This is a genomic window from Chryseotalea sanaruensis, from assembly GCF_003990915.1.
Classification (GTDB): Bacteria; Bacteroidota; Bacteroidia; order Cytophagales; family Cyclobacteriaceae; genus Chryseotalea; species Chryseotalea sanaruensis.
On the sequence record NZ_BHXQ01000005.1, the window covers coordinates 500,282 to 523,857 of the forward strand.

Below are 23,576 nucleotides of genomic sequence, written 5' to 3' on the forward strand. Positions count from 1 at the left end.
TAATAATGCAAAAGGAGCTGTATTCCTACAGCTCCTTTTAAAATCATGTTCCTATTAATTTTGAATCTAGAATTTGAAATTTATAATTGCTTAATCAGTCAACACAATCGCATCAACATTTTTCTGTTTTACTAATGCATTCAGCTTCGGCACTTCTTGTGTGATTATTTTATTAAGCACAGCAAGTTGCTCATCTATCTTGCCACTAATCTCCTGATACACCGCTTTTACCTGTGCCGTAGGACGGTAATCGCTGCCGCTTGCTTCGCGTGAAAGACCTGCTAACTTATTATTTAAACGAATTGGGAAATTCAATGGATCTTGTCCGCTTCTGTTTTTAGTCTGATACAAAGCTTCTTCTACTTTCTTCATTTCAGCTAAAATAGTTTTGGCAAGTTCTGTTACTTCCTTCATATCTTCTTTTCCCTTCATCGGTTCTGTAACACGGTTAATTTGTTCGCGGGCAGAGCGAATGCGTTTTACGGCATTATTGGTCTCACTCAATTTGTCTCTCACCAACATCAGAAAATCAAATTGTGCTTTAATATCTTCAACACTGCCTTCAGTGCGAGGATCTTTAACAATTTCAAATTCTGTTTCCTGTGCTTGTCCATTAATGGTAAGCTTAGCCTTGTATTTACCAGGTACTGCTTTGGGGCCGGTTAGTCCTCCGCCCCACATAATCAAACCATCAAAACCATCGGCATTAGCATAGCGCATGTTCCAGTTGTGGCGGTTGAAGCCCAGCTTCACAGTCATCTCTTCTTCTTTGGCTTTTTTATCTGGCTTAGTACTGAACTTCTTTATCAGTGTGCCATTCATTTCCATAATTTCTAGCGAGGCTTTCAGCTTAGCGGTGTCTTTTACATAATAATGAATCAACACACCGTTCGGATGGTTCTTACCTTCTTTTTTCGATTCGCCTCTCCAGCCACCCTGGCTGCCATTCATGCGGTAGCTTGGCATAGGTTTAAATAAATGAAAATCGGCTTTCGCTACTGTTTCATTTAATTGATGAAGTGGGGTCAGGTCATCAATTATCCAGAAGCTTCTGCCCTGTGTAGCAGCAATCAAATTATCATTCTTGATAGTTAAATCAGTGATGGGCACTTTGGGTAAGTTTAGCTGAAAAGGTTTCCAGCTGGTACCATCATCAAAGGAAACATACATACCAAATTCGGTACCGGCATAAAGCAGACCGGCACGCTTAGGATCTATACGGACTACACGTGTAAAGTGTGGCGCTTTAATTCCGTCAGTAATTTTAGTCCATGTTTTTCCATAGTCTTTTGATTTGTATAAATATGGTTCATAGTCGCCCGACTTGTAACGTGTGCCTGCTACATAAATACCTCCTTTAGTATGCGGATCAAATTCAACGCTGTTAAACATTACCCACTCAGGCATACCAGCTGGTGTAATCTTTTCCCAAGTCTTGCCACCATCTTTAGTAATGTGCAACAATCCGTCATCAGAGCCTGCAACAATCAGGTCTTTTTCGTAAGGCGATTCGCCTACCGCGAAGATGGTACAATAGTATTCTACACTTGTATTGTCTTTTGTAATAGGCCCACCACTAGATCCCATTTTGCTTGCATCATTTCGGGTTAAATCAGGACTTATAATTTCCCAGCTCTCCCCACCATTGCGTGTCATGTGCAATACGTTAGACGCAGCGTATAATTTTTTAGTATCGTGTGGCGAAAAGAAAATCGGGAAGTTCCACTGAAAGCGATACTTCGCACCTTCCGCACCGTGTCCCATTGGGTTGTCGGGCCAGGCGTTGATGCTGCGCTCTTCTTTTGTGCGGTGATTTAAGCGTGATAAGTAACCATCATAACTTCCACCATACACAATATCAAGATCAGTCGGGTCAACAGCAATGTGCCCACTTTCACCACCTGCTGTTTCTTCCCAATCTTGTTCGCCTATGCTATTGCCATCGGTGCGGTGATAAATGCGTACCGTAGAATTGTCTTGTTGTGCACCATAAATTCTGTAAGGAAAATGATTATCGGTAATCACACGATAGAATTGAGCAGTAGGTTGGTTGTGATAAGTCGACCAGTTCATACCACCATCAAAGGTAACGCTACCACCACCATCATCACCCATAACCATACGTTGGTTATCTTCAGGAGCTATCCATAAATCGTGGTGATCACCATGGGCAGCATTAAATGACTGAAATGTTTTGCCGCCATCTTTAGAGCGATGGTATGAAACATTCAACACATAAACCATATCTTCTTCTTTTGTGTCGGCATAAATTCTGGTGTAATACCAGGCACGTTGACGCAACGCACGGTCATCATTCATTTTTCTCCAGGTAGCACCGGCATCATCAGAGCGATATACACCGCCATTATCATTTTCTATAATGGCGTACACACGGTTTGAATTAACAGGTGAAACTGTTACACCTGAGATACCCCAAATACCTTTAGGGAGTCCGTTGTTTTTGGAAATATTTGTCCAGGTCTCTCCGGCATCAGTGCTTTTCCAAAGGGCAGAACCTTCACCGCCACTTTCTAAGCTATAAGGTGTTCTACGAATGCGCCAGGTAGAAGCGTAGAGCACACGAGCATTGTTAGGGTCGAAGCACAAATCGATAGCACCGGCATCAGCATTGGCAAACAATACACGTTTCCAGGTTTTACCCCCGTCAATAGTTTTGTAAACACCACGTTCATCAGAGGATTTAAATAAATCTCCCATAACAGCAGCATATACCACATCAGGGTTTTTAGGATCGATTCGGATACGTACTACATGTTTAGAATCTTTGAGACCTATATGGCTCCAGGTTTTACCTGCATCTACTGATTTGTAAACGCCTTCACCAAAGGAGACGTTACCGCGTACAGTTTTTTCTCCTCCGCCTACATACAGCACGTTATTGTCCCACTCACTTACCGCTACTGCTCCAATGGAATTTCCGAAGAAGCCATCAGAAATATTTTCCCATGTTCCTCCACCATCTGTGGTTTTCCAAACACCACCACCAACGGAACCCATGTAAAAAAGATTAGGCTTGCCGGGCACACCTGTTACGGTTGACGAGCGGCCACCACGGAAGGGGCCAATGTTGCGCCATTCCATACCGGCATAAAGTTTTTCATCGTAGGTAACTGTGGTCTTGGCAGGCGCACTGCCTTTTTTCTGTGCCTGACCTGCAAATGTTACAGTTAAGAGCACAAAACTGAGTAGAAGTATTTTCTTCATAGTGTTTATGGTTTCCGTATTATCGGTTTTTAAGGGATAATGAGTTACTAATTATGCTCCAAATGAGATTGTGCTTTTTTATGAAAGGTTAATTTCGTTTTTTGGTAGTGCCAAGTTCGATAGATTAAAGACTTTAATTAGGAAAAATTGAACTGGCATCGTGCCTGCCTTTTATAAAAGATTAGGCTTCATTAAATTTTTTGATGTAATGAAACAAGATTATCGTTCGCTTTACTCGGTTCCTGTTGTTGTAGCTGCACTGGGTTACTTCGTAGATATTTATGACTTACTACTTTTCAGTATTGTGCGCATCACCAGCTTGCGTAGTCTGGGTGTTGCTGAAGAAAATTTGATGAGTACAGGAGAATTTCTCATTCAAGCACAAATGTTTGGTTTGTTGATAGGTGGTATTATCTGGGGCATTATGGGCGACAAGCGTGGAAGACTGTCTGTTCTGTTTGGTTCTATTCTATTATACTCATTGGCCAACATTGGTAATGGCTTTGTTACTACAGTTGATCAATATGCGTTATTGCGTTTTATTGCAGGTATAGGTTTGGCGGGTGAATTAGGTGCCGGTATTACTTTAGTTTCAGAAGTATTATCGAAAGAGTTACGCGGTTATGGCACCACCATTGTGGCTTCTGTTGGTTTAATGGGTGCAGTGTTGGCCAATATAGTAGCCCGCACATTCGACTGGCAGATGGCTTACTTTATTGGAGGTGGTTTAGGGCTACTGTTGTTGTTGGCGCGTGTAAGTATTTTTGAATCTGGCATGTATGAAAAGGTAAAAACAAAGAATGTAAAGCGTGGTAATTTCCTGCAGCTCTTCACAAACCGGGATCGACTACAGCGCTTCGTGTCTTGCATTTTTATTGGTTTGCCAATCTGGTTTGTGATTGGTATACTCATCAGCTTTTCGCCTGAGTTTGCTAAAGCGTTGGGTGTTTCAGGCACCATTATAGCGGGTGATGCGGTGATGTTTAGTTACATCGGGTTGGCAGTGGGCGATTTAAGCAGTGGTTTGATTAGTCAATGGCTGAAGTCGCGTAGAAAAGTAGTGCTGCTCTACATTTTAATTACACTTGTTTTTATTGTGCTTTATTTATTCAATCCATCCGATTCGCCTGCCGTATTTTATCTGATCTGCTTCGGTCTTGGTGTAGGCACTGGTTATTGGGCTTTGTTTGTAACTATTGCTGCAGAGCAATTCGGCACTAACCTTCGTTCTACTGTTGCCACTTCAGTGCCCAATTTTATCAGAGGTACTGTTGTGCCCTTGGTGGCTTTATTTAGTTTGTTGCGGCCTCTTTTGGGTATTACCTGGGGCGCTTTTATTGTGGGTTCGTTTACTATTTTAATATCGTTAATAGCTTTAAAATTTTTAAATGAAACATTCGCTAGAGATCTTAATTTTTTAGAAGAAGATTAAGTAGTAAATTGAGTAAACGAGAACAGGAGATGATGGCATGGACCCCGGCTAAAATTTTCCCAAGAACTTACCGGTTCTTTCTGGCGCAATACAGTGCCACGCTCGATCCTGATTTTACCCGGGCACGACTTCTGTTAAACTTTATTTTCATTACTTCTATCATCAGTATTATATTCTTTATTACATATCAGTTTTTTAACACAAATATTCCGACATATATTTATTTAGTTACACCACTTTTTTTATTCTTCATTGCTTTTTTGCTACGCACTAAAATTAGTCTTGATGTGCTGTCCAATATTCTGCTGACTTTCTATTGGATTGTTTTTTCTATTGGTGTCTATTTTTCAGGAGGTATACATTCGGTGGTTTTACCATGGCTTACATTACTGCCTTTTATGGCTAATGTGTTTAATAATTATACTAATGCGATTGTTTGGTTTGGAATAATTGCAGCAACGGTTTTGCTTTATGCATTGCAGAATGCTCATATACCAGCTGTTGCTTTTTCAGAAGATCCATGGCGACCACTGATATCGTACACAGGGTTGGCATCTTTGCTTTTTTTCTTCACTACTTTTTATCATAATACTCAAACTCGGTTTATCAGTTTGCTTAAAGAGCGAAATTATATGCTGGCCGAAAACCAAGATGAATTACAAACACAGAATGAGGCATTAAAGAAACAAAGAGATGTTATTGAACTTCAGCAGGAACAAATTAAGCAGATTAATGAGCAACTGCGGGATAAACTTAACGAGATAGAAAGTATAAATGATGTGTTGGAAGAACAGCGCGAAATATTAATGCATTTAACAAAGTGCAGGTGGATTAAAGAAGGCGAGTTGCAGGGTGCACTTAAGGAAGTAGCCTTGTTGGCATCAAAAGCAATGGGGATTACACAGGTAACTGTATGGCGGGTAAATGATAAACAAGACAGATTAGAGGCTATTATGAGTTACAACGCCCTCTCTAGTCAATTTTCGTCAGGTATTAGTTTTGAAGTGGCGGGTTATCAGCTTTATTACGAGGTTTTATATGCTGAAAAAATTGTAGCAGTTGAAGATGTTTTTTTACATGACCTCACCCGCCATAATGTGGTAGACTATTTCATTCCGCAGAATATTAAATCATGCATGGATGTGCCATATTATATTGGTGGAAACCTTGGTGGTACTGTAAGTTTTGAAAATCATCAGGAAACAAGGAAGTGGACAAGTCAGGATAAGAATTTTGCAAAAGCGTTAGCAGATATTGTAACCTTGGCTATTGAATCTGCGTGGAGACGTGAGTACGAAGAGAAAATACGGGAACAGAATGAGACTATTTCGCAAATAAATAAAGGACTAGAAGACCGTGTGCGAAAACGCACTGAGGAATTGGAGCTCCAGAATGAGAAATTGGCCGAGTATGCTTTCATTAACTCTCATGTACTCCGTGGACCGCTCAGCCGCATGCTTGGGCTTATTCACCTGATGGAAATGACAGATAAAAAGGACTTGCAACTTATTGACTACCTTAAGAAATCAGGTGAGGAGCTAGATGAAGTGGTAAAAAAAATTAACACAACTTTAGCTGAGCGGACTGACTTAGGACGTAAAGATTTTCGGTAATTTTGTACAATGGCTTGTAGGCGGATCTTTTTCTGTGTTTTTATACTTACAATACTGTCTTTTGAGGTATTGGCGCAGGATTATGACCGAATTGCAGGTATCAAGCAACAGCTTTCAATTTCAACTGACGGTATAGAGCAATTTCAGCTATTGGGCGATTTGGCATTCGAATACCGCTTTGCTCATCCAGATTCTACAATCTATTTCAGTCAACAAGCTTATAACTTGGGCTTAAAACTAAAACTTAAGCTTGGCATGGCACGCCCATTCAATTTCATGGGGGTTGCCCACAACTACAAAGGCGATAGGTTAGCCGCTTATGAGGCCTATTCAAAAGCCTTTGAAATTGCTGTAGAGCAGAACGACACATTACAAATCGCCCACGCAAAGAATAATATGGGGCGTGTATTTTTCGATCAGGGTTTACTCTCCAGATCATATGATTATTTTTTGGAAGCTATTCCTCTTTTTGAAGAAGTGAAGGACTCGACCGGTATGGCCTACGGATATCAAAGTCTCGCCAATCTTTACAGAACACAACGCGATTATGTAAAGGCGGAAGAGTTTTTTGTTAAGGCCTTAGAAATTCGATTAAAACTTAAAAGGACTCGCGACATCATGTCTGCCTATACCTACTTAGGGAGGTTGTACAATGAATCAGGAAAATATACAAAAGCAACAGAGTATTTCCTAAAAGCCGATTCGGGGTATTCTTCAACCAATGACCAAATAAACTTAGCGGAAACGAGAATTTTTTTGGCTGAGAATTATATTGAAGACAATAAGGTAAAAGAAGCTGAAGAAATTTTTGAAAGAGGATATGAAGTAATCAGCCGAAGCAATGTAGTGCGGTTTCAACCACGTGCTCATATTACGTTAGGTAAGATTGATTTTTTGAAGGGGGATTATAGAAACGCTAAATCAGAATTTGAAAAAGGTTTATCAGTTGCCAAAGATATCAAAGACATCGCATTGCAAATGGAAGCCCACCTATACCTGTCGAAGGTGGCAGAAAAGCAAGCTAACCCATCAGACCAACTTAATAATTACAATAAATACCTGATCCTAAAAGATTCGCTCAAAGACCTTGATGTTGCAAGACAGGTTGAAAGATTGCAATTCGAACTGCAGATTGAGAAGAAAGATCAGGAAAATAAATTATTAAAGATTAATGAAGAGCGTAACAATGCCATTATTACACAACAACGTTACCAAAATATTGCACTCTTCGCAGTAGTCTTTTCTTTATTGATTGTTGGATCGCTTATATGGCGAAACAGCAGAAGAAAGGCAGCAGCCAATAATGTGCTTGCTAAACAGAATGCAGAAATTGAGAGCCAGCGTGTGGAGATCCTTAAGCAAAACGAAGAATTAGCGAATCAAAATTTAAAACTGTCGGAATTGAATCATGAGAAGGATACACTCATGAGTATTGTAGCACATGATTTAAAATCACCACTAAACAGGATCCGAGGACTGGTAGAAGTTATTCGTTTGGAGCCTGGCGGACTAAGTGAAGATAAACTCAAGCTGTTAAAAATGATTGAGACCTCCACTCAGGCAGGTGTTGACTTGATTACAGATTTACTGGACGTACATGAAATTGAAGAAAACAGAAATGTTTTAAAGGCAACTATTGATATGCCATCGTTTTTGCGTAGCAGGTTAGAAAATTTTCGCTCAATTGCTATAGCAAAAGGTATTGATATTAAGCTGGAAGACAATCATGTAGGTGCGATACAATCTGATATTGAGTACCTCAATAGAATTCTGGACAATTTGTTATCGAACGCTATTAAATTTTCTCCAAAGGGCTCAGTTATTGAAATGTCATCTGGTAGAGATGGAGACATGGCTTGGATATCTGTTAAAGATCACGGACCAGGATTTCAGGATTTTGATAAAACATTAATCTACCAGAAATTCAAACGACTTAGTGCAAGACCCACCGGGGGCGAGAGTTCAAACGGATTAGGATTAGCCATTGTAAAAACATTGGTAGACCGCTTACAAGGCGAAATTATTCTTAACACAACTTCAGGTAAGGGAAGCGAATTCATTGTTAAGTTTCCAGCCAACTAACTGCAAGCGCCATTCAGCGTATCTTTTAAATCTTAAAATGATATCCGATGCTAACTAGGACTGGAGAAGGGGCAGAGATGTCAATGCCAGGATTGTTTTGCAAGGCCTTTATATCATTTTGAAATGAAGCAGATCGAAAAGGAATGACTAACTCAAGATGAATATAATTATCATCACTGTTTCTTGTTTTATTCTCAAAACCAACCGCAACTGATGGCCCATAATATGTTTTGTCATATTGTGATGCACCAATCACTTTTATAACACCATTGTAACCATACATAGCGGAAATTGTCGGCACCAATCTTTGTTGACCTAAACGCAGATTTAGGCCTGCATTAAAACCAAGGCCGTTTAAGGCATAGCCAGCGGCAACAAAAATTCCTACCGAAGTCTTCTCTGCATCACCCGGAATAAAAGTCAATCGACCACCAACTCCACCATAATCAAGGCCGAGACCCAGTCCTAAATGTAAACTCACATCATTTATTTCATTATAATCTTCTGTAATTGTACCATCTTCTTCCGACTCAGCTTCACTTTTTTGAATAGTTGGTTCTAACGGTTTATTAACCAATGCAGGATTTACCACTTGAGTGATGCTTTGTCGCGTGGTGTCAGGTGTAGAGATTGCCTCTTTTTCCTTAACAAACTTTTCCTGCCCTATGTAGACTACAATATTTTCTTTTAATAAATTTTCGATTAATGCAAGATCCACAACTTTTTTATCCTGCGTTTGAAATTGGACGACAGCAATAAGATTAAGTGAGAGCGCACCTTCTTTAACAATAAGTAAGTTATCGCTGATGGTTTTAATTTCTGTAGATACACGGGCACTATCTTTCATTGTAATCAAGGCCTGCTGACCTTGTACAGCGAAACAGCACCCTAATATAATTAGCAGCACAGCGAACTTTCCTACGATTTTATGCATAAATATTAAGTGATCTGTATGTTGTGCTTTCTTACTTCTTTTTTTCCTCTTTAGGATATTCGTATCCGTATAGCTTGGTGATTTTCTTCTTCGATAATTCCTCAACAGTAACAAACATACGGACGTCTTCTTTTGGTCTATTAGCACGATTGCGTTCTAAGGCGGCTATCTTATCAATTACTTCCAATCCTTTAATTACTTTTCCAAATACAGTATACTCATCATCCAAATGAGGTGATCCTCCGGTTGTAGTATATGCTTTCAACCGCTCAGAAGCCATTGGCTTATTTAATTTAAGACCAGTTTCTTTTTCAATTCGAGGAGCCAGTGCATTGATGCATGCCTGATATGCATTCTGATCGGTCTGGTATAATTGAACTAAAGAATCGTACAAAGGCTTGTTCTCTGGTTTTGAAATTAGCTGTCGTATACCCATGCCCAGTTTCTCCTGGTCAATCAGTAAGTCGCTTTCTTTCCAGACTTGACCATGAACTATATAAAATTGTGAGCCATTAGAGGCACGTTTCGGATTCTGCTTATCCTCTTGACGCGCTGCTGACAGTGATCCTTTTTCATGAAACAAGGAAGGAACAAACTCTGCGGGCAAGGTATAGCCTGGACTACCCGTACCTATAGGTTGCCCTGCATTGGCTTTTTTCGAATTAGGATCACCGCCCTGAATCATAAAATTAGGGATTACACGATGAAATAATAAACTGTCGAAATACTTTTCTTTAGCAAGTTTGATAAAATTCTCTTTGTGCTTGGGAGTCTCGTCATATAGAATAGCAACCATATCACCATAATTGGTTTTAATAGTCACAACATAATCTGTTTTTTTTGACTGAGCACATCCTAATAAAAAAGCAAATGATAAAAACAGGGAGAAAAAAGTTACACGATTCATATAAATTTAAAATTCAAAGACTTAACTCAGAGTTGTTTACATAAGCTTTCTTTTTTATCCCCCTGCCTTTCAAAATGACTTATTGCAGGCAGACGCATCCTTCCCTCTACTTAGAAGAACTCTAATGGAGCTTAAATTAACAACATCGATACTATCTTATGCTTGCATGCTTAATCTGATTTTATTCAAAATCTCCTGGCCGCCTTCTGCTAACACTTCCAACGCAACGCGTTTACCCAGCTCCTTAGCATCAATAGCAGGAGCAGCGTCTTTTACCTTTACTACACGCTTACCATCTAACGAAATAATGCCAGCTTTTAGTGTAATCAAATTTCCTTCATAATGGGCATAACCAAAGGAAGGTATGCTGCAGCCGCCTTGTAAAGTTTTTAAAAAAGAGCGTTCTGCTCTCATACAATCTTCTGTATCAGGGTGATTGATGTAGCGTTGTACGGCATCTTTCTTTTTGAAATCAAGTTTTTTATGGCACTCAACAGCAATAGTGCCCTGACCAACAGCAGGAACAAAATAGCTAGTCTCAATTTTATCAGCAATCAGATTGTCATATCCCAGGCGATGCACACCAGCGTAAGCCAGCATTAAGGCATCGCATTCACCTGCTTTCATTTTCTCGATACGTGTCTGCAAATTACCTCGTACGGTTACTGCTTCAATGTTTGGATAGTAGTGCTTTAAAAAAGCAACCCTGCGTGTGGAGGCTGTACCAATGCGCAGACCTACTTTAAATAGATCTAAATGTTTGTTAGTGCTAACCATCACATCATTGACCTGCTCTCTTTCGGTAAAAGCAATCAGCTCTAATTCTTCAGGCAATTCACTTGACAGATCTTTGGCGCTGTGAACGGCAATGTCGATACTACCATCCAATAGCTTGGCTTCAATTTCTTCAGTGAACACACCCTTGCTACCAATCTTACCAATCGTCACATCCAGGATTTTATCACCTTTAGTGTCGATGGTAACAATTTCGGTTTTCATGCCGGATGGGCGCAGTAATTGTGCAATGTGTTCTGCTTGCCAAAGAGCCAGCTTACTACCACGGGTACCTATGCGTATGGTCATAATATATGATTTGAAAATGAACTGATGTGCTGATATGTTGATTTGCTCATGTGCTGATTGAATAATGAGAATCAACGAATCAGCACATCAACGAATCATCTAATTATTAGTTAGTGTTTTAGACAAGTTAACAGAAAGGTCCAGGAAAATCATTTTGGCACTGCCGTTTCTTTCTAAATGGTAAGTAGCCTCGCTCATCAATTTAACTGACGTTTCTATTTTTTGCCAGTTAAGTACTTTTCCAAAGTTTTGAACAAACTGCAATTCCTCGCCACGGGTTCGGTTAATAGCATTGGCTCCTGATATATGCAGTAGTGTTTCTCTAAGCATGTTCATGCTATAAGAGAGCATACTCCGCTGACTCAGTTTATCCAGGTTATGGTATTCATCAGCCATGCCTACCAAAGCGATATAATCTTTCTTAAAGCAAGTGCGCATCCATTCAATAAAACGTTGCGTGTTATTGTCTTCTTCTTTTGATAGTATTTTAAAGGAGAGATTCAGATTTCCATCGGCTAGTTGTGCTGCTTTACCCGCCCGCTTCTCGTCCACCTCCATATGTTCCATCAGATACTGCTCTAATTCTGTATCACTTAGGAGAGGAACTGTAATGAGTTGTGTACGTGATAAAATAGTGGGCAATAAACGATCGCCTGCGTTTGTAATCAGTATGAAGTAAGTATTGGGTGTAGGTTCTTCTAATATTTTAAGGATACCATTGGCTGCTGAAGGGTGCATGTATTCAGGCTGCCAGATAATCATCACTTTATTTTTACTTTCAAAAGGTTTTAGTGAAAGTGCTTTTACAATCTCACGACTTTCTTCTTTTGAAATATTCGCTTGCTTATCCTCACCACCATAGAAGTTGGCCCAGTCTTCTACATTTCCGAATGGTTGTTGCAGCAAAAAACTTCTCCAGGTTTTTAACTTTTCAATTTTAAAAGTCTCCTCGTCTTTACTTCCTTTAATATTCCCTATGGGAAAAACAAAGTGGGTGTCTGGATGAATAAACTTCAGGTTTTTACTACAGGCAGCACAAACACCACAGGCATCATCTTCACCAGGATTTTGACAATGCAAGTAAGTGGTGTATGCCAGTGCCAGCGGTAAATTCAAGGCGCCTTCGGCACCTAAAAAAAGTTGTGCATGTGCTACGTGATTGTTCTGCACAGCTTGCAGTAAAACTTTTTTTACTTCTGTTAGTCCGGGTATTTGAGAGAAGAGCATAGCGTCAGGCTTTCTTTAATTCTTCGGTTGAATCAAAGATATGTTTCAATATGTCTTTGTCAAGTTGAGTAAGTTCTATATGTCTGCGACTCATTACGCGTTCAGCGGTTTCAAATGCTTTATTAAGCTGATAGGGAATAAAACCGGAAGCACCACCCCAAGAAAAAGAGGGTACGAAATTGCGTGGATAGCCATCACCAAAAATATTAGCAGAAACACCAACAACAGTGCCGGTATTAAACATGGTATTAATACCACATTTACTATGGTCGCCCATCATTAAACCACAAAACTGCTGACCGGTATTAACAAAGCTGCGTTTGGTATAACTCCATAACTTCACCTGATCATAATTATTTTTTAAGTTAGATGTATTGGTATCGGCACCAAGATTACACCATTCACCTAACACCGAGTTGCCAAGGAAACCATCATGTCCTTTGTTACTAAAACCAAACAAAACACTATTACTGATTTCACCACCTACTTTGCAATGAGGACCTATGGTGGAATCGCCTCGCATTTTAGCACCCATATTAACAGTTGATCCTTCGCACAAAGCGAAAGAACCTTTAATGAGTGAGCCCTCCTGCACAACAGCATTTTTTCCTATGTAGATTGGGCCACTTTCTGCATTGAGTACAGCGGCTTTAATGTCTGCACCATCCTCTACAAAAATATTTTCGGCACCATATACAATGGTGTGCTTGTCTTGTATACCAATCGATTCTCTTCCTTCAGTGATCAGCACAAAATCTTTTTTAAGCTCTGAGGCATTATGTTGAAAGATTTTCCAGGGCTGATCAATCAGTGTGTAGGTGCTATCGTAAATTATATTTTGAGTAGCTGAAGGTAGATCAAGTGTTTTACTACGAGAAGCCAACACCACAGCTCCACTAACAAGGTTTTGGCCGATTGTTAATTTCTTTATGGCCTTAACTAAATTTTCATCAGGGCACAGCGCCCCATTAATCATGAGGTTATCGTTGGTGGCGAGTGCAGTAAATTTAGGTTGAAGGTAATTTTCAGTTAAGCTCGAGCTCTTGCCACCAAAGTATTGCTCCCATTTTTCACGAATAGTGATGATGCCTATTCGGATGTCTGCCACAGGCCGTGTAAAAGTGAAAGGTAACAGGTTGATGCGAATGATTGGATCGTCAAACAGTACAAGATTCATGGAGTAAAAATAAGTGCTTATTGGTAATTTCAGCGTAATTAGAAGAGTTGATTGCCAAATAAGTGAAAAGCTTTTCAGAAAACCTTTTTTCTTTATATGAATCCGTCTGACCGCTGTTTACTTCAGCTTTCAGCGGTCTGACGGATTGCAATTCTTTGGCAATATTTTCAAATTCGAAGCGTGACTCCAGTGATACGCGTGAAATAGCTGATTTCTTTGGTGCAGTAATAAATGAAAAAATCCTTCCCCAGTGACAAGGAAGGATTTTTAGCAAAATAATTAGAAGAAGTAATTATGCTTTTTTGTACTTGTTCTTGAATTTTTCAACGCGACCAGCGGTATCCACGAACAATTTCTTACCAGTGTAGAAAGGATGTGAAGCAGAGCTCACCTCGACTTTAATTACAGGGTATTCTTTGCCGTCCTCCCACTTTACAGTTTCCTTAGACTTAAGGGTAGAGCGAGTTAAAAATTTAAAATCGCTTGCCATGTCGTGGAAAACAACTTCGTTATATTCCGGATGAATGTCGTTTTTCATATCAAAATTGATGTTTTTCTCAAAAGGGACTGCAAAGATAGGACTAGCGTTGCAAAATACAAGCATGGCTTTTTAATAAATCATGAAAAACACCAAAAAGAGTATTGAAAGCCTTAATTTTATGTTTTTATGATAAGAAACTCAGCGTTTTTATGGCTTTTCCTCCATTTTTCAGGTTGTGTACTTGCTCAAAGTAGCTTCATACCCTTAAATGAAGACTACTACCAGCGTATAGACCGCTACGAAATAAAGTCAGGTAAAATCTACCCCCAAATTTTTACGGGTATTAAGCAGTACAAACGCTCAGATGTAGTCACTTTTATAGATTCTATAAATGCTGATGGATATTCAACCTCAAAAAGCGATCAATTCAATACCAGCTATATCCGAAACGACAACTGGGAATGGAGCCAGGCTGAGGATGCCGATAGTGAGAAACCGGTTTTAAAGCACTTTTATAAAAAGAAGGCCGATTTTTACAGCCATCATACTGAAGATTTCGATGTTCATATTAACCCCATTTTGTACTTAGGGGCTGGAATGGACTCACGCTTGAGCGATGACCAACTCCTCATCAATACAAGAGGTGTCGAAGTGAGGGGCATGGTGGATGGTAAAGTGGGGTTCTATACCTATTTGACAGAAAATCAGATGATCATGCCGTCTTATATTAATGACGAGCGAACAAGAACTGGCGTAATCCCGCATGAAGGGTTTTGGAAAAGATATAAAGAAGGACCAGGTATAGATTTTTTACAAGCCAGAGGGTATATCACTTTTGAGGCCACGAAACACATTAACCTACAATTTGGGCACGATCGTTTTTTTATAGGTAACGGCCATCGTTCCTTAATACTCTCCGACTATGCGCCACCAGGTTTGTTCTTTAAAGGGAATGTAAAAGTCTGGAAATTCAATTATCTCTTTCTCATCAACAGATATACAGCTGAGCCACGAGGTAACGCGGGTGGTTCTTTTGGTAATGCAGGCTATCCTGAAAAATTTGTGGCATTACATCATTTCAGTATTAATGTTGGGAAGAAATTAAACATTGGTGTTTTCGAATCAGTAGTATTTGGGGCCGACTCATTAAATCAGGGTAAGTTTGATTTTGCCTATGCGAATCCTATCATTTTTTATAGAGCCATTGAGCATCAAACCGGAAGTCGTGATAACGTATTATTGGGAGCCGATTTTAAATGGAATGCTATTAAAAAAGTACAGCTCTATGGTCAGCTTACACTTGATGAATTCTTACTCGACAATATTAGACAACGTAACGGCTGGTGGGCCAATAAATTTGCTGCGCAAGCTGGGTTAAAATATATAGATGCTTTTGGCGTCTCTAACCTCGATATACAAGGTGAATTGAATGTGGTGAGACCCTTTACTTTCTCGCACTATACCAAATATGGAAGTTACTCACACTTTAATCAATCCATTACACACCCACTAGGTGCCAATTTTCAAGAGATGTTAGGAATAATCCGTTATCAGCCTCTACCTAAATTAACATTTACGGCTAAAGTGATTATGATAAAAACTGGTCGTGATGGTGTAAATGAAAACTGGGGTGGTAATATTTTAAAAAACAATAGTACAAGACAACAAGACTTTAACAATAGTATTGGTCAGGGTATAGAACAAGAAATCATCTATGGAAGCTTTACAGGAAGTTGGATGTTAAAACACAATCTCTTTGTTGATGCTATGCTTATTACACGTGACAGTAAGAGCCCTGATCCACTTTATCAAAATAACAGCACTATTACTACATTAAGCCTGCGTTGGAATATCGCGCAGCGTCATTACGAATTTTAACAAATGAAAGTTTATCTCCGCATTTTTAGTTACGCACCTAAACTTGTTTCACGCCTGGTGCAGTTTTTTGTTTTTTCTCTTTTAGGAACTGTTTTTGGAGTACTTAACCTTACGTTGGTTATCCCCATGCTTGATGTGTTATTTAACACGACAGACCAAACGCTGATACCCGCACTCCCTGAGTTCGAAATATCGATTAAGTATTTCACTGCTACCTTCAACTATTATTTTACAAAAGTGGTTTTGGAATATGGTAAAGTGGAGGCATTACTTTTTGTTTGTTCCTCTATTGTAGTTACAGTTATTCTGGCCAACCTCTTCCGTTATGGGGAGCGAATGACAGCCTCAAAACTAAGAGTAGACATAACCAAAAATTTGCGTATGCATATTTTCGGAAAAGTAATGCAGCTTCATATCGGCTTCTTTAACGATCAACGTAAGGGCGATTTGATTTCGCGTTTTACCAACGATGTAGGTGAAGTTGAAAGTTCAGTGGTGAACAGTCTTAAATCTGTCATGAAAGAGCCGATCACCATCCTGGTTTCTTTAGGTGTATTATTTACCATTTCATTTCAACTTACGTTATTCACACTTTTAGTACTGCCAATTATTGCCATTGTTATTGGCGGTATTGTTAAACAGTTAAAAAGAAGAGCAACACAAAGTCAGGAGTCGCTAGGTAGAATTGGAAATATTCTAGATGAGACATTTAGTGGCATGCGTGTGATCAACGCTTTCAATGCCAAAAAATTTGTGCTTAACAGAATTGATAATGAAACTTCCTATCACCGTAAGGTAAACTTATCCCTATCTCGTAAAAATGAATTGGCCTCACCTGTTTCTGAAATATTAGGGGTGATAGTCGTAGCCATTATTGTTTACTATGGCGGTAATCTTGTGTTAAGTAATACTCCTGAACTCGAGGCTTCACAGTTCATGGCTTTTCTGGCCATCTATGCTTCCATGATACAGCCAGCTAAAAATTTCTCCAACGGCATTACTTCAGTTCAAAAAGGAACGGTTTCAGCAAGTCGCATTTTTGAAATAATCGACACCGAATCTGCTATTAAAAGTAAACCCGATGCTACCATACTTAAATCATTCGAAGACAAGATTGAATTTAGAGATGTAAGCTTTGCTTATAACGACAACACTGTACTTAGAAATATTAACCTCTCTGTTAAAAAGGGTACAACATTGGCACTGGTGGGGCCATCGGGTGGTGGTAAGTCTACTTTGGCCGATTTAGTACCTCGCTTTTACGATCCATTAAAGGGTGATGTGTTTGTTGATGGACTTTCTCTTAAAGATTATGAGCTAGAATCGCTAAGAAGTGTAATGGGAGTAGTCACACAGGAGTCTATTCTCTTTAATGACACTATTTTTAACAACATTGCCTTTGGTATAGATAATATACGTGAGGAAGATGTTATGAATGCTGCTAAGGTTGCCAATGCACATGACTTTATTATGCAAACAGAGCAGGGTTATCAAACAACCATTGGCGAAAGAGGTAGTAAGTTGTCGGGTGGACAGCGTCAACGGTTGAGCATTGCACGTGCAGTGCTTAAAAACCCACCCATTTTAATTTTAGATGAGGCAACCTCGGCTTTAGATTCTGAATCGGAACGACTGGTACAGGACGCTCTCACTAAACTAATGAAGAACAGAACATCTATTGTGATTGCCCATCGGCTTAGCACTATCCAGCATGCGGATGAAATTTTGGTGGTACAAAACGGGGAAATTGTGGAGAGGGGTAGACACGAAGAGCTGATTGCGAATAGTGGCTTATACCGTAAACTCACAGAAATTCAGAAAGTCTGACATTTTTCTTTAACTTTCCAGTGTCCTTATAACCGAAAACGAAGATCATGAATCGCAATCGTATTATCTTTTACATAGCCTTTGGCACTTTTCATTTAGGTGCCTTCATTTTTACTGTTATGTTAAATAATGACACAGGCTTGTTATTTAAAATGGTAAGTTACGTGCCTATGTTTAAATGGGTAACCTTTGCAGGGTTGCTCATGTTATTGGCTGATGCTGGTTGGTCCTTCATAGCGAATAGAAATGCCTCAAAAGAAAATGCAGCTCTCACCCAAGAGCTCAATATGCTGAAAGCAAAATTGTTCGATTTGCAAGAAGCAGCAAAAAAGCAAGCAGCAATAGTTGCCCAGAAAGAAGCAGAAAAATAATTTTTTTAGCCCATGTTGGCGAAAACATTCGGAAGTGCAGTACAAGGAGTGGATGCCCGTACCATTACCGTAGAAGTAAATGTAGGTCAAGGCGCCAAGTTTTGGATGAGCGGCCTGCCAGATGGTGCTGTAAAAGAAAGTGAACACCGTGTTGAATCTTCTGTAAAAACTTTTGGCTATTACATGCCACGACAAAAAACTGTCGTAAACCTTGCGCCCGCTGATTTAAGAAAAGAAGGATCAGCATACGATCTACCTATTGCGTTATGTGTGTTAAAAGCATCCGGGCAAATTGTAACAGAGAAGCTCGAGCAATACATGGTAATGGGTGAGTTGGCTTTAGATGGTACCCTTCGCCCAATCAAAGGCGTTTTGCCCATTGCTATACAAGCCAGAAAAGAAGGCTTCAAAGGAATTATGCTGCCTAAAGACAATGCACGCGAAGCAGCCATTGTTAATAGTATTGATGTACTACCAGTTTCAACATTAGAAGAGGCGATCGATTTTTTTGAGGATCGCGTACAAATTACACCACTTGTAGTTGATACACGCGAAATATTTAACGCTGAACTCAACAACTACAATGCTGACTTTAAAGATGTGCAAGGTCAGGAAAATATAAAACGTGCCATGGAGATTGCTGCGGCTGGTGGGCATAACGTGATTATGATTGGCCCGCCCGGTGCAGGTAAAACCATGTTAGCAAAACGCATCTCAAGTATTTTACCACCGCTTTCTTTACATGAAGCACTCGAAACAACTAAAATACATTCTGTTGCTGGCCGTCTCGGTCGGGATGCATCCTTAATGACCACAAGACCTTTCAGGAGTCCGCACCACACTATTTCTGATGTGGCGCTTGTTGGGGGCGGAGGCAATCCGCAGCCTGGTGAAATATCTTTGGCACATAATGGTGTTTTGTTTTTAGACGAGTTGCCTGAGTTTAAGCGCACGGTGTTAGAAGTAATGCGTCAACCGATGGAGGAAAGACGCGTTACCATTTCGCGTGCTAAAATATCCCTCGATTATCCTGCTAACTTCATGTTAGTCGCTAGTATGAATCCTTGTCCGTGTGGCTACTACAACCATCCTGAAAAAGAATGTGTGTGTGGCCCCGGCATTGTGCAGCGTTACTTAAGTAAAATCAGTGGACCTTTGCTAGATCGAATTGATTTGCATGTAGAAGTAGTGCCAGTTGGTTTTGATGAAATGACAGCGCGCAGAAAAGCGGAAAGCAGCAGTGAAATTCGTGAACGTGTAATTAAAGCACGCGAAATACAAAGTAAACGTTTTGAAAAACAGACAGACGTATATTCCAATGCCATGATGCATTCTAACATGGTAAAAGAAGTTTGCGAGATTAATGAAGCAGGCCGCACATTACTGAAGACAGCCATGGAGCGTTTAGGATTAAGTGCACGCGCTTACGATCGCATTTTAAAAGTATCGCGCACCATTGCAGATCTTGCAGGCGCTGAAAATATTAAGACAGAACATTTGGCAGAAGCCATTCAGTACAGAAGTTTGGATAGAGAAGGTTGGGCGGGTTAAGTTGACAATTATGTAATTGACAATTGACAATGCTAGTATGCGTATACACCAAGTCAAGCTGCTAAACTATTAAGAATTATGCTTTAGTCTATTCGTTTCTCCTCAGTGTCTCTCTTGCATTGGCGAGTGCAAGGCAGAGGACGCTGAGGTTATCTGATTACCCTTATACCTTGAGAATACTACGCAAAGACAAACGATCACTTTCGCGAGAATATTTTTTTTACACCACTAATGACTCCAACCGTGATGAGTCCTACTACTAAACCTATTATAAATTCTTTAAGCATCAACGGCACCTGTGGGAAACTGTGATGTAAATAAACAAAGCTATGAACGAAAATTCCACCGGAAACAAGCAGTAGCGCAATAGTGCCCACAACGTTAAGCGATTTGATTACCCACGGCAGTGACTTCACTAACACATTGCCGAACATGAAAAATACGCCCTTGCCTTCCGATCGCTTAATGAGCCTGAAGCCCATGTCGTCCATCCTTATGATCAGCGCGACTAAACCATAGACACCAACGGTTGCGAGAATGGCCACTACAGAAACCGTGATAATTTGAATGACAAGTTTTTCTTCGAGCACTGTGCCCAGCGCGATGATTACTATTTCTACGGAAAGAATGAAGTCGGTGGTGATGGCAGATTTTACTTTAGCTTTCTCTGCATCACGGTTGTCATCTTTTGCCCGCTCAACTACCTGATGACCTTTTTTGGAGCGATGAAAAAGAAATTCTATAATCTTCTCGACTCCCTCAAACGCGAGATAGAGCCCGCCTAATACCAAAATGATTTTTATGACTACAGGAAAGAATGCCGTCAGAAGCAAGGCAACGGGAACAATGATGAGCTTGTTAATAAATGATCCTTTGGTAATCGCCCAAAGCACAGGCAACTCTCGCTTAGCTAGAAAGCCTGTAGCTTTTTCTGCGTTAACAGCCAGATCGTCACCCAAAATGCCGGCCGTTTTGCGCGTGGCAATTTTACTGGCAACAGCTACATCATCCATTAAAGCAGCTACGTCATCTAAAATTGCAAAAATACCAGAGGCCATATTTATTACTTAAAACAAAATCCGGGCAAAAATAGGTTAAAAGTTAAATAGATAAACGCTTTGGAAGAGTACAGGCATGCATCTTACAGAATTTATGAACTCAATAAAGACGATTGGGGATTTGGCACCGAGCGAAAGGAGCAGCTGCTAAAATGAATCAGTGCGAACACGACTAAAGGTAAAGCGCAGATATTTAGTTTTCTTGAAATATTCTTTTCGATAAATCTATCGCTTTTGTCAAATTCGATGTTCGTTCAATTCCCTCAAGAAGATAACTCCTAAAATCTTCAAGGTTAGGGTGTAATTTGTATAGTGTAAAATAGTAGAACAGAAAGATCCTTTCATCAGGATTGAGCTGCGAAAATGCAAACTGAAGATATTTTTTTCTACCTTCGTTTCTTTTCTCTTCACAAATCCACTTAATGAATTGAAACATGCTCGATGCAAAGGGGTCGGCACTGCTCCTTTTTCCTGAACTAAGTTTTGAGTACTCGTTTTCCAACGTAGTGGAACTATCTCGATTTAAAATCTCCACACATCCATTAATCAAGTATTGTGTTGTTGTAGGTTTAATTTCTGCGGCAATTTCCAAATTCAAATTTAGTAAGTTGAAAAAGGTATTGTCAAATCTCTGATATTTTAAAGTTTTATTCTGGAGCTTGAATTCATTCCTAGTTAGCTTTAGCTCCTCTTCCTGTTTTGTTAAGGCCATCCTAGCTATTCTAATATCTTCTCGCTGTTGTATGATTGTATAGACAAGACCAATTATTGTTATTCCAGAGAATAATGATGTAACAAATCCATACATATCACCAAATTGGCCCCGATCAGCTCCAATATCTTTGGAGTTTGAAAGAATTTGGTTAAGAATGAAAGGTGTTAGCAACCATAATCCCACGACTATGATTATTGTTAGAATTACTGCTTTTTTAGTTGACATATTCTGCACCGAGTTTTTTTTCTTTACGAATTTATACTTTTTTATGAATGCTTCGATCGTTAATCATTAAATAGCTATCTGTAACTTGCTCATATTTATGAAACGCACCATCCTTCTCTACAGCCTAGCCTTGGCCATTTTAATTCCTGTTGCAGTGGCTGCAGTTTAGTTTTATGGTTAAAGACTTAACCACTTAGTTTTACCTGGGGTGGTGGCCGTTATTTTTACTGCAGTGTATCTGGACGGGGTTCTAGACTTATTCCGATACAAATAGAGCTTTAAAACACAACAATTAAGCGAAGCAAATACCACCTTGTCAATCAATTTAAATTTTAAATCGGCATGAGAAACCAATTTCTTCTTTTTGTTTTACTGATTTTATTTCTTTCAAATTGTGACGAGCGTGTTGAAAAGAATGAAATCGATACAGATAAGAATATATTCACAAAATCAGTTGGCGGATTAATTTCTCCTGAAGTAGCTGAGCGCTGGGTTGAGCGGAAGAGGAGTCACACATCCGGTCGTGAGCAAAATTTCAATGTAACTGCAGATAAATTGAACGCTCTGCTTGATCAGGTGGATAACAAACTCGGAGTTATTCTTCATCATGCTCAAGGTCCAAATGGAGAACATCACTTGTTCATTACACCTGTCAAATCTGATTTACAATCCTGGACCAATGGTTCAGTGCTGGATGCAGCTACAAACGAATTCACTGATGCATCGCAGGCAAAGAATTGGGTTTTGGATTACAAAGAACAGCACCCCGGTGGCCCGTGGTCACATTTTTATGGAATTGATTTGTTTGATGAGATCAGGGCGATAGATGGCCTGAGCAGAGTTGATATAGTGCCCGGTGAAACTGAAGAAGGACAGTTGCCAATGCTATTATATGTATGGAAAGAAAGTTCAACATCAAACGGAAAACTCCAACAAGAAGCAAGTGTATTTGATCGCGGATATGTTTGTCCTACTGTATGCCCGCCAGCCGAAGAATAATTAATCAAACGTATGAGCGCTCAATTATTCGATAATATCTTTATACTGTCTGTGGTTTCAACGCTTGTTCCGCTGGTGGTTTTCTTTCTGCGTTGGAATCGTCAGTCAATACATTACAGGATAATAGTTGCGCTATTGGCCTTCTCGTTCATTTCAGATTTAACGATACGGTTCTGGTCTATCAATGATGTGCCTTCAAGTGTTCTGACAAATCTCTACACTGTCGTGGAGTTTATATTGATAAGCGTATTCTGCTATAAAATCCTTTTTCAAAACAAGGCAAGATTATTTCTATACTTTGGAAGTGTTATCTTCTTGGTCTCTTTAGTTGTACTTGGAGTTGTGAAGGGATTTCTGTTTCCGAATAACTACCTATGGTCGATCTCTTCATTTATACTAGGGACGTATTCAATTTTATATTTTTGTTTTATTCCGTTCATGATAATCGAGCGTTACTTCGACAAACATTTATTTAGCAACATTATCCTGACATCTTCTCTCTGTTTGTACTGCTTCGTGAGTATGATACTTTTTATTTTCATGGATTTCGTTTTCGCAAATCTCACTGCCGATCAGGCGAAAGGCTTTTGGAGTATTTATAACATCATTAACGTTTTAAAGAACGTGGGAATTACACTAGCATTTTTTCTGAGTGGCAAGCGGAATGTTTACATGACTTTTTCACAACTGGAGAAAATAGGCAGAGACCAAGACAAATAAAGAGAACTGACGAATCGATAGAAGCATCGCGACTTCTTAGCAAGCATCTTGGTGGATAAACGGGTGGCCAT

General features: G+C 39.7%; 18 protein-coding genes. 9 read left to right on the top strand and 9 right to left on the bottom strand.

The window, feature by feature from the left end; genetic code table 11:
- Positions 1 to 90 precede the first annotated feature (90 nt).
- Positions 91 to 3,225, bottom strand: a complete 3,135-nt coding sequence (locus tag SanaruYs_RS15365; RefSeq protein WP_127123467.1) for a WD40/YVTN/BNR-like repeat-containing protein — start codon at positions 3,223 to 3,225, stop codon at positions 91 to 93.
- A gap of 208 nt (positions 3,226 to 3,433) precedes the next feature.
- Between SanaruYs_RS15365 and SanaruYs_RS15370 the strand changes: the two genes are divergently transcribed.
- Genes SanaruYs_RS15370 through SanaruYs_RS15380 form a run of 3 tightly spaced genes read left to right on the top strand, consistent with a single transcriptional unit; the run spans position 3,434 to position 8,352 of the window.
- Positions 3,434 to 4,657, top strand: coding sequence for an MFS transporter (locus tag SanaruYs_RS15370; RefSeq protein ID WP_127123468.1), 1,224 nt, complete (start codon positions 3,434 to 3,436; stop codon positions 4,655 to 4,657).
- 8 nt (positions 4,658 to 4,665) lie between these two features.
- Positions 4,666 to 6,270, top strand: a complete 1,605-nt coding sequence (locus SanaruYs_RS15375) for a GAF domain-containing protein (RefSeq protein WP_127123469.1) — start codon at positions 4,666 to 4,668, stop codon at positions 6,268 to 6,270.
- 9 nt (positions 6,271 to 6,279) lie between these two features.
- Positions 6,280 to 8,352, top strand: coding sequence for an ATP-binding protein (locus tag SanaruYs_RS15380; RefSeq protein ID WP_127123470.1), 2,073 nt, complete (start codon positions 6,280 to 6,282; stop codon positions 8,350 to 8,352).
- 25 nt (positions 8,353 to 8,377) lie between these two features.
- Here the strand turns inward: SanaruYs_RS15380 and SanaruYs_RS15385 are convergent, their stop codons facing one another.
- The 6 genes from SanaruYs_RS15385 to SanaruYs_RS15410 form a co-directional block, all read right to left on the bottom strand.
- Positions 8,378 to 9,199, bottom strand: coding sequence for a hypothetical protein (locus tag SanaruYs_RS15385; RefSeq protein WP_218022447.1), 822 nt, complete (start codon positions 9,197 to 9,199; stop codon positions 8,378 to 8,380).
- A 118-nt stretch (positions 9,200 to 9,317) separates the two neighbouring features.
- On the bottom strand, positions 9,318 to 10,193 hold the full coding sequence (locus tag SanaruYs_RS15390; protein ID WP_127123472.1) for a peptidylprolyl isomerase: 876 nt from the start codon (positions 10,191 to 10,193) through the stop codon (positions 9,318 to 9,320).
- A gap of 156 nt (positions 10,194 to 10,349) precedes the next feature.
- Positions 10,350 to 11,276 carry a hydroxymethylbilane synthase gene (hemC, locus tag SanaruYs_RS15395; RefSeq protein ID WP_127123473.1) on the bottom strand — a complete coding sequence of 309 codons (927 nt, stop codon included), beginning with the start codon at positions 11,274 to 11,276 and terminating at the stop codon, positions 10,350 to 10,352.
- A gap of 99 nt (positions 11,277 to 11,375) precedes the next feature.
- Positions 11,376 to 12,503: a DNA polymerase III subunit gene (locus SanaruYs_RS15400; RefSeq protein ID WP_127123474.1), complete on the bottom strand. Its 1,128-nt coding sequence runs from the start codon at positions 12,501 to 12,503 to the stop codon at positions 11,376 to 11,378.
- Positions 12,504 to 12,507: 4 nt separating this feature from the next.
- On the bottom strand, positions 12,508 to 13,680 hold the full coding sequence (locus SanaruYs_RS15405) for a GlmU family protein (protein ID WP_127123475.1): 1,173 nt from the start codon (positions 13,678 to 13,680) through the stop codon (positions 12,508 to 12,510).
- Between the two features lie 292 nt (positions 13,681 to 13,972).
- The gene (locus tag SanaruYs_RS15410; protein WP_127123476.1) at positions 13,973 to 14,218 is read right to left on the bottom strand and encodes a type B 50S ribosomal protein L31; all 246 of its coding nucleotides are present in this window, start codon (positions 14,216 to 14,218) and stop codon (positions 13,973 to 13,975) included.
- Between the two features lie 129 nt (positions 14,219 to 14,347).
- Between SanaruYs_RS15410 and SanaruYs_RS15415 the strand changes: the two genes are divergently transcribed.
- From SanaruYs_RS15415 to SanaruYs_RS15430, 4 genes are read left to right on the top strand one after another with little or no spacing between them, the layout of a single operon-like run.
- Entirely contained in the window at positions 14,348 to 16,039 is a 1,692-nt protein-coding gene (locus SanaruYs_RS15415; protein ID WP_127123477.1) for a hypothetical protein, read from the top strand.
- 3 nt (positions 16,040 to 16,042) lie between these two features.
- Positions 16,043 to 17,866 carry an ABC transporter ATP-binding protein gene (locus SanaruYs_RS15420; protein ID WP_127123478.1) on the top strand — a complete coding sequence of 608 codons (1,824 nt, stop codon included), beginning with the start codon at positions 16,043 to 16,045 and terminating at the stop codon, positions 17,864 to 17,866.
- 47 nt (positions 17,867 to 17,913) lie between these two features.
- Complete coding sequence (locus SanaruYs_RS15425; RefSeq protein ID WP_127123479.1) at positions 17,914 to 18,237, top strand: hypothetical protein; 324 nt, start codon at positions 17,914 to 17,916, stop codon at positions 18,235 to 18,237.
- 12 nt (positions 18,238 to 18,249) lie between these two features.
- Complete coding sequence (locus SanaruYs_RS15430) at positions 18,250 to 19,788, top strand: YifB family Mg chelatase-like AAA ATPase (protein ID WP_127123480.1); 1,539 nt, start codon at positions 18,250 to 18,252, stop codon at positions 19,786 to 19,788.
- Between the two features lie 197 nt (positions 19,789 to 19,985).
- Here SanaruYs_RS15430 and SanaruYs_RS15435 read toward each other — a convergent pair whose 3' ends face one another.
- Complete coding sequence (locus SanaruYs_RS15435) at positions 19,986 to 20,846, bottom strand: DUF808 domain-containing protein (protein ID WP_127123481.1); 861 nt, start codon at positions 20,844 to 20,846, stop codon at positions 19,986 to 19,988.
- A 193-nt stretch (positions 20,847 to 21,039) separates the two neighbouring features.
- On the bottom strand, positions 21,040 to 21,786 hold the full coding sequence (locus tag SanaruYs_RS15440) for a hypothetical protein (protein ID WP_127123482.1): 747 nt from the start codon (positions 21,784 to 21,786) through the stop codon (positions 21,040 to 21,042).
- Between the two features lie 342 nt (positions 21,787 to 22,128).
- On the opposite strand from SanaruYs_RS15440, the gene SanaruYs_RS15445 reads away from it, so the two are divergent.
- Complete coding sequence (locus SanaruYs_RS15445; protein ID WP_127123483.1) at positions 22,129 to 22,785, top strand: hypothetical protein; 657 nt, start codon at positions 22,129 to 22,131, stop codon at positions 22,783 to 22,785.
- A gap of 12 nt (positions 22,786 to 22,797) precedes the next feature.
- On the top strand, positions 22,798 to 23,505 hold the full coding sequence (locus SanaruYs_RS15450; RefSeq protein WP_127123484.1) for a hypothetical protein: 708 nt from the start codon (positions 22,798 to 22,800) through the stop codon (positions 23,503 to 23,505).
- Positions 23,506 to 23,576 lie beyond the last annotated feature (71 nt).